We start from the raw sequence: 6,415 nt of genomic DNA, 5'->3' as shown, positions 1-6,415 counted from the left end.
GCAACCGGGCACTGGCCGCAGCACGGGCACCCGTCGAACGCGGCGTCGCCAGGCTGAAGTCCTGGCGCATCTTCCGCAGATCCCGGTGCAGCCCCAACCGCATGACGTCAATCGCCAAGGCCATCCTCACCCTGGAGCAGCAACGCTGAAGAGGCGCAGTGAGAAAGGTTCGGTCGTCCCGTCCTCGACCTACTACCGCGTGTGGCAGGAGGCCCGGCTCCTCGCGCTCCCGCCGCCTCCTCGCCGCTCGCGAGTCGGCCATACGACCTTCGACACTCAGCGCTGTCGCCTGGCTCAATGCCGGTGTTGACCCGACCGAGGTCGCTGAGCGCGCCGGCAACAGCGTCGAGGTGTTGCTGACCCGCTACGCGAAGTGCCTCGACGGACGGCAGGACGTGGCCAACCGGCGTATCGAGGACTTGCTTCGCGAGTACGAGTGACACATTTTCCCGCATCCGAGGCCCCTGGCATCGCGTCCAGGGGCCTCGTCGTTGTTGGCTGTCTCATCTCATCGGATAGCCGATCTCCGCTATGTCCTCTATGAGATCTGTCAGAGCGATTTCTGAGTTCAATGCGCTGACCACCTCTTCGGTCAGAGGACGCGAGGAGAAGACGTGACGGACAGCCTCCAGGTCGACGGGGACTTCGTAGTAGTCCTCGGCCCACCGCTGGAACGCCTCCGGTGAGCGATTGGTCAGAAGTTGGAAGAGGTAGTCGGCGCCGTCCGGATCGTCCGTTGCCCGGTGAGGGAAGTCGATCGTCCCTGTCTTCCAGCCGTCGTCTTCCGTCTCTCGCCACATGCACGCGGTGACGACAGGCATTCCGTCTTCATCCGAGAACGCGGGCTCCTCGACGCACCGCCGGAAGACATCCGGTACTTCATCGAGCACTCCGGGCCATGGCCCGTCCTCTGCATAGGGGCTCATCGGCGATTCATGATCGAATCCACGGACGTAGGCGCCGGCGTCGGAGAAAACGATGGAGTACTCGTCGCCCGATCCGTTACGCATCGAGGCCATCGACTCCTTCTCGGACCAGTGGTCGTCGAAGGAGTGGTACCGGTCGGCCCAATCAGGGCTCAGGATTGCCTCCACAGTGGCCATGGAACGGCAGTGCTCACGGAGGACGGCTATCTCGGGCAGCTGCCGAGCAACGTCTTGAACGGTCACCCGCTCATCCAAGCGCAAGCCTCTGACACCGCAGGCTCGCGTCTGGCGGACGGCTGCTTGACCAGACCGACTGCCGCGAGCGCGACTCACCTGCGGCGATGCGCCAAGATCCCGTCCACGCCTCGTCCACAGGCCTCTACATACGGCCGCTCCGGGCTGCATCTGTCTGCACATACGCCAAGACCCCGTCCTCAGCGAAAACGCTGGTGGCGGGGTCTTTGGGCACCTCATGCAAGGTGCCCCCGGCAGGATTCGAACCTGCGCACACGGCTCCGGAGGCCGTTGCTCTATCCCCTGAGCTACGGGGGCGTGTCTGGCCGGAGTTGTTTGCTCGCGGCGACGGGTAGAACACTACCAGCTCCCTCGGGGTGTTCATGAACGTGTTTCTGCGGGCCGGAGCGTCGTCCGCGGGGGGTGGAAGTGGGGAAAACCCGGACGCGGTGGCCGGTCCGGACCTACTCTCGAGGGGTGCCAGGCGCGTCGGGCCGGGTGCTTGTTGTCGACGACAACAAGGTCATCCGGCAGCTGATCAGGGTCAATCTCGAGCTGGAGGGCATCGAGGTCGTGACCGCGTCCGATGGTGTCGAGTGTCTGGAAGTCGTCCATCAGGTGCGACCCGATCTCGTGACCCTCGATGTCGCCATGCCACGGCTCGACGGGCTGCGGACCGCCGCTCGGCTGCGTACCGATCCACGCACGCGCGATCTTCCGCTCGCCATCATCAGTGCCTGTACGCAGTACGAGGTGGAGGCCGGGCTGGAGGTCGGCGTTGACGCCTTCCTCGCCAAGCCCTTCGATCCCGCCGAACTCGTCCAGCTCATTCGGACCTTGATGGATCGGGAGAGCGGCGCGGGGGAGGGCGTGGGGGCCGGGACGGGTGGCGGGTCCGGCGCGGGGCCCGTGATCGAGTAGGGCCGCTTGCCTGTCGAGTAGCTCTGGTTCCGTGTCGAGTGGAGCTGGTTCCGATTCGAGTAGAGCTGGTTCCGTGTCGAGTGGAGCTGGTTCCGTGTCGAGTGGAGCTGCTTTTCCTGTTCTGGGCTTCGCTTCCTCTCGTCCCCGCTCCCACTTGTCCGCTCGTCCGCTCGTCCGCGCTTCCACCGGTCCCCGGTCTCCCGGCGCTCGCTTTTTCGTTCCTCGTCTTCGCTGCCTCGTCTTTTCTGTGTCGGCGTCCACATCGCGGACCTCTCGCAAACCTGCTCGCCTACCCACCCCCCTCCTCCCCTACGCTGGTCCCGTGACCCCCGTCGAGCTCTCCCGTACCGTGCTGCGCGCGGTGCGTCGTGCCGTGGAGGCCGGGGAGCTCAGCGTGGACGTTCCTGCGCGTGCCGTCGTCGCGCCGCCGGGGCCCGGTGGGCGTGGGGACTACGCCACGAACATCGCCCTGCAGCTCGCCCGGCCGGCCGGGCAGCCCCCGCTCCGTGTCGCCGAGGTGCTCCGGTCGTACCTGGCCGCGTCCGAAGGGGTCGCCCGCGTCGAGATCACCGGGCCGGGGTTCCTCAACCTCAGCCTCGACGGTTCGGCCGCCGCGGTCCTCGTCCGGCGTGTTCTCGGTGAAGGACCGCGGTACGGGCACGACGACAGGCTCGCCGGGCGGGTCTTCGCGGTGCGGGTGCCGTACGAGATCCGGGCGGAGGTCGTCGCCGACGCGCTCGCGCGGATCGTCGCGGCGCAGGGCGGTCGCGTCGACGTCAGTCACGACGGGCCCGTCACCCTGCGGCCCGCGCCCGCCCCGGAGGACCCGGCTCCGCTCGGTCTCGACGCCGCACGCTGGGCCCTTCTCCATCCGGCCCCGCACGACCGGCCGCGGGTCACCGCCGATCATCTGGTCCAGCGGGAGAGCAATCCTGTCTTCCGGGTGCGTTACGCACACGCCCGCACCCGGGCCGTGCGCCGCAACGCCGCCGATCTCGGGTTCGGGGCGTGGTCCGGCTCCGGCCCGCACGATGCTGTCACGGCTGCTGTCACGGCTGCCGTCACGGATGCTGCCACGGACGCCGTCATGGAGTCCGTCGCAGAATCCGTCACGGATGTCGTCGCCGCCGACTTCGGTCTTCACGTGCCGGCCGAAGCCCACGAACTTCTTTCCCTTCTCGCGGACTACCCCCGCATCCTGGCCACGGCCGTGACCGACGTCGCGCAGCCGGGCACCCCCGGTCTCGACGCCGGCGCTCCCTCCCGTCTGGCCCGGCACCTTCTCGCGCTGGCCGACGTGACCCTCGTCCTGCTTCCCGTCGTCCTTCCCCGTGGTGAGGAGAAACCCTCGGCCGCCCACCGTGCCCGGCTCGCGCTCGCCGAAGCCGCCGGGGCGGTGCTGGCCGGCGGCCTGTCCCTGCTCGGTATCGACGCACCCGATCACCTCTGAGAGAGCACGCCCAGATGAGCCGTTCCGCCCACCCCGCCGGGCCCCGTCACGCCGACGTCCTGACCGAGGGCCACTACTCCGCGCCGCCCGCCGATCTGAACACCCTCGACGCCAAGGTCTGGGCGCAGACCGTCACACGCAACGCCGACGGTGTGCTGACCGTCGGCGGCGTCGACGTCGTCAGCCTCGCCGAGCAGCACGGCACCCCGGCCTACATCCTCGACGAGGCGGACTTCCGCGGCCGGGCACGCGCCTGGCGCACCGCGTTCGGGAACGACGCGGACGTCTTCTACGCCGGCAAGGCGTTCCTGTCCCGGGCCGTCGTGCGGTGGCTGCACGAGGAGGGGCTCAACCTCGACGTCTGCTCCGGCGGCGAGCTGGCCACCGCCCTGTCCGCCGGCATGCCGGCGGACCGCATCGCCTTCCACGGCAACAACAAGTCGACGGAGGAGATCCGCCGGGCCGTCGAGTCGGGGGTCGGGCGCATCGTCCTCGACTCCTTCCAGGAGATCGTGCGGGTCGCACACATCGCGCAGTCCCTCGGCAGGCGCCAGCGGGTGCAGATCCGCATCACCGTCGGCGTCGAGGCCCACACGCACGAGTTCATCGCCACCGCCCACGAGGACCAGAAGTTCGGGATCCCGCTCGCCGGCGGGCAGGCGGCCGAGGCGGTGCGGCGCGCCCTTCAGCTCGACGGGCTCGAGCTGATCGGGATCCACTCGCACATCGGGTCGCAGATCTTCGACATGTCGGGGTTCGAGGTCGCCGCCCACCGGGTGGTCGGGCTGCTCAAGGTGATCCGGGACGAGCACGGCGTCGAACTGCCCGAGATCGACCTCGGCGGCGGTCTCGGCATCGCGTACACCAGCGACGACGACCCCCGTGAGCCGCATGAGATCGCCAAGGCGCTGACCGAGATCGTCACCCGGGAGTGCGAGGCCGCACGGCTGCGCACCCCGCGCATCTCCGTCGAGCCGGGCCGCGCGATCGTCGGACCCACCGCCTTCACCCTGTACGAGGTCGGCACCGTCAAGCCGCTCGACGGGCTGCGGACGTACGTCTCCGTCGACGGCGGCATGTCCGACAACATCCGCACCGCGCTGTACGACGCCGAGTACAGCGTCGCGCTCGTCTCGCGTGCCAGCGACGCCGAGCCGATGCTGGCGCGCGTGGTCGGCAAGCACTGCGAGAGCGGGGACATCGTGGTGAAGGACGCGTTCCTGCCGTCGGACCTGGCGCCCGGTGACCTCATCGCCGTCCCCGCGACGGGGGCGTACTGCCGTTCCATGGCCAGCAATTACAACCACGTGCTGAGGCCGCCGGTGGTCGTCGTGCACGAGGGGGAGTCGCGGGTCGTCGTCCGCAGGGAGACCGAGGAGGACCTGCTGCGGCTCGACGTGGGCTGAGCGACGGAGAATAGGGCGGCGGAGAAGAAAGGGCGGAAGATCTCCTGTCTGCCGCCGCTGGGAAAATGAAATACATGTCTCACGATCCGGACCAGGGATAGAAACCCCGGTCCGGTGAGTGAGACTGAACCAACCGGAAACTGCCGTAGACGGTATTCAGGAAACGAGGTCGGATGATGCGTACGCGTCCGCTGAAGGTGGCGCTGCTGGGCTGTGGAGTGGTCGGCTCAGAGGTGGCGCGCATCATGACGACGCACGCCGACGACCTCGCCGCGCGGATCGGCGCTCCCGTGGAGCTCGCCGGTGTCGCCGTGCGACGGCCGTCCCGGGTCCGGGAAGGCATCGACCCCGCCCTCGTCACCACCGACGCCACCGCCCTCGTCAAACGCGGGGACATCGACGTCGTCGTCGAGGTCATCGGCGGCATCGAGCCCGCGCGCACGCTCATCACCACCGCCTTCGAGCACGGCGCCTCCGTCGTCTCCGCCAACAAGGCGCTGCTCGCCCAGGACGGCGCCGCGTTGCACGCCGCCGCCGACGAGCACGGCAAGGACCTCTACTACGAGGCCGCCGTCGCCGGCGCCATCCCGCTGATCCGGCCGCTGCGCGAGTCCCTCGCCGGCGACAAGGTGAACCGGGTGCTCGGCATCGTCAACGGCACCACCAACTTCATCCTCGACAAGATGGACTCCACCGGCGCCGGCTACCAGGAGGCCCTCGACGAGGCAACCGCCCTGGGGTACGCCGAGGCCGACCCGACCGCCGACGTCGAGGCCTTCGACGCGGCCGCCAAGGCCGCCATCCTCGCCGGGATCGCCTTCCACACGCGTGTGCGCCTCGACGACGTGTACCGCGAGGGCATGACGGAGGTGACGTCGGCCGACTTCGCCTCCGCCCGGCAGATGGGCTGCACCATCAAGCTGCTCGCCATCTGCGAGCGGGCGGCCGACGGGGGGTCCGTGACCGCGCGGGTGCACCCCGCCATGATTCCGCTGAGCCATCCGCTGGCCTCGGTGCGCGGCGCCTACAACGCCGTGTTCGTCGAGTCGGACGCGGCCGGCCAGCTCATGTTCTACGGCCCCGGCGCCGGCGGTGCACCCACCGCCTCCGCCGTGCTCGGCGACCTCGTCGCCGTCTGCCGCAACCGGCTCAGCGGGGCGACGGGGCCCGGCGAGTCGGCGTATGCCGCCCTGCCGGTGTCGCCGATGGGCGACGTCGTCACCCGGTATCACATCAGTCTCGACGTCGCGGACAAGCCTGGCGTTCTCGCCCAGGTCGCCACCGTCTTCGCCGAGCACGGAGTCTCCATCGACACCGTGCGGCAGCAGGGCCGACTGGACGGAAGCGGCGAGGCCTCCCTCGTCGTCGTCACCCATCGCGCGTCCGACGCCTCCCTCACCGGGACCGTCGAGGCGCTGCGCAAGCTCGACACCGTGCGGGGTGTCGCCAGCATCATGCGGGTTGAAGGAGAGTAACCA

General features: G+C 69.2%; 5 protein-coding genes, 1 tRNA gene and 2 pseudogenes. 6 read left to right on the top strand and 2 right to left on the bottom strand.

Going from position 1 to position 6,415, the window contains the following annotated elements; translation table 11 throughout:
* Both ACN6LD_RS18480 and ACN6LD_RS18475 read left to right on the top strand, forming a co-directional pair.
* Positions 1 to 149, top strand: a pseudogene (locus tag ACN6LD_RS18480) (IS5/IS1182 family transposase); the annotation flags it as partial.
* Between the two features lie 11 nt (positions 150 to 160).
* A pseudogene (locus ACN6LD_RS18475) lies at positions 161 to 440 on the top strand (tyrosine-type recombinase/integrase); the annotation flags it as partial.
* A 63-nt stretch (positions 441 to 503) separates the two neighbouring features.
* Here the strand turns inward: ACN6LD_RS18475 and ACN6LD_RS18470 are convergent.
* Both ACN6LD_RS18470 and ACN6LD_RS18465 read right to left on the bottom strand, forming a co-directional pair.
* Positions 504 to 1,103, bottom strand: a complete 600-nt coding sequence (locus ACN6LD_RS18470; RefSeq protein WP_445043756.1) for a hypothetical protein — start codon at positions 1,101 to 1,103, stop codon at positions 504 to 506.
* A 303-nt stretch (positions 1,104 to 1,406) separates the two neighbouring features.
* Positions 1,407 to 1,478: transfer RNA gene (locus ACN6LD_RS18465), tRNA-Arg, on the bottom strand.
* 111 nt (positions 1,479 to 1,589) lie between these two features.
* On the opposite strand from ACN6LD_RS18465, the gene ACN6LD_RS18460 reads away from it, so the two are divergent.
* The 4 genes from ACN6LD_RS18460 (at position 1,590) to ACN6LD_RS18445 (ending at position 6,412) form a co-directional block, all read left to right on the top strand.
* A complete protein-coding gene (locus tag ACN6LD_RS18460) occupies positions 1,590 to 2,081 on the top strand; it encodes a response regulator (RefSeq protein ID WP_445043755.1) in 492 nt (163 codons plus the stop codon).
* Between the two features lie 322 nt (positions 2,082 to 2,403).
* On the top strand, positions 2,404 to 3,531 hold the full coding sequence (gene nrtL, locus ACN6LD_RS18455; protein ID WP_445043754.1) for an ArgS-related anticodon-binding protein NrtL: 1,128 nt from the start codon (positions 2,404 to 2,406) through the stop codon (positions 3,529 to 3,531).
* A 14-nt stretch (positions 3,532 to 3,545) separates the two neighbouring features.
* The gene (gene lysA / locus ACN6LD_RS18450; RefSeq protein WP_319191530.1) at positions 3,546 to 4,937 is read left to right on the top strand and encodes a diaminopimelate decarboxylase; all 1,392 of its coding nucleotides are present in this window, start codon (positions 3,546 to 3,548) and stop codon (positions 4,935 to 4,937) included.
* A 176-nt stretch (positions 4,938 to 5,113) separates the two neighbouring features.
* The gene (locus tag ACN6LD_RS18445; protein ID WP_319191537.1) at positions 5,114 to 6,412 is read left to right on the top strand and encodes a homoserine dehydrogenase; all 1,299 of its coding nucleotides are present in this window, start codon (positions 5,114 to 5,116) and stop codon (positions 6,410 to 6,412) included.
* The last annotated feature ends 3 nt before the right edge of the window (positions 6,413 to 6,415 follow it).

It is taken from the genome of Streptomyces sp. SAS_272, assembly GCF_052543235.1.
Note: the sequence above shows the minus strand (reverse complement) of the source record. Positions and strands in the feature narration are given on the sequence as shown.

Excerpts from the sequence above, each read along its gene's own strand:
- ACN6LD_RS18470 (WP_445043756.1), bottom strand. The coding sequence starts at position 1,103 with ATGGCCACTGTGGAGGCAATCCTGAGCCCTGATTGGGCCGACCGGTAC.
- lysA (WP_319191530.1), top strand. The coding sequence starts at position 3,546 with ATGAGCCGTTCCGCCCACCCCGCCGGGCCCCGTCACGCCGACGTCCTG.
- ACN6LD_RS18445 (WP_319191537.1), top strand. The coding sequence starts at position 5,114 with ATGCGTACGCGTCCGCTGAAGGTGGCGCTGCTGGGCTGTGGAGTGGTC.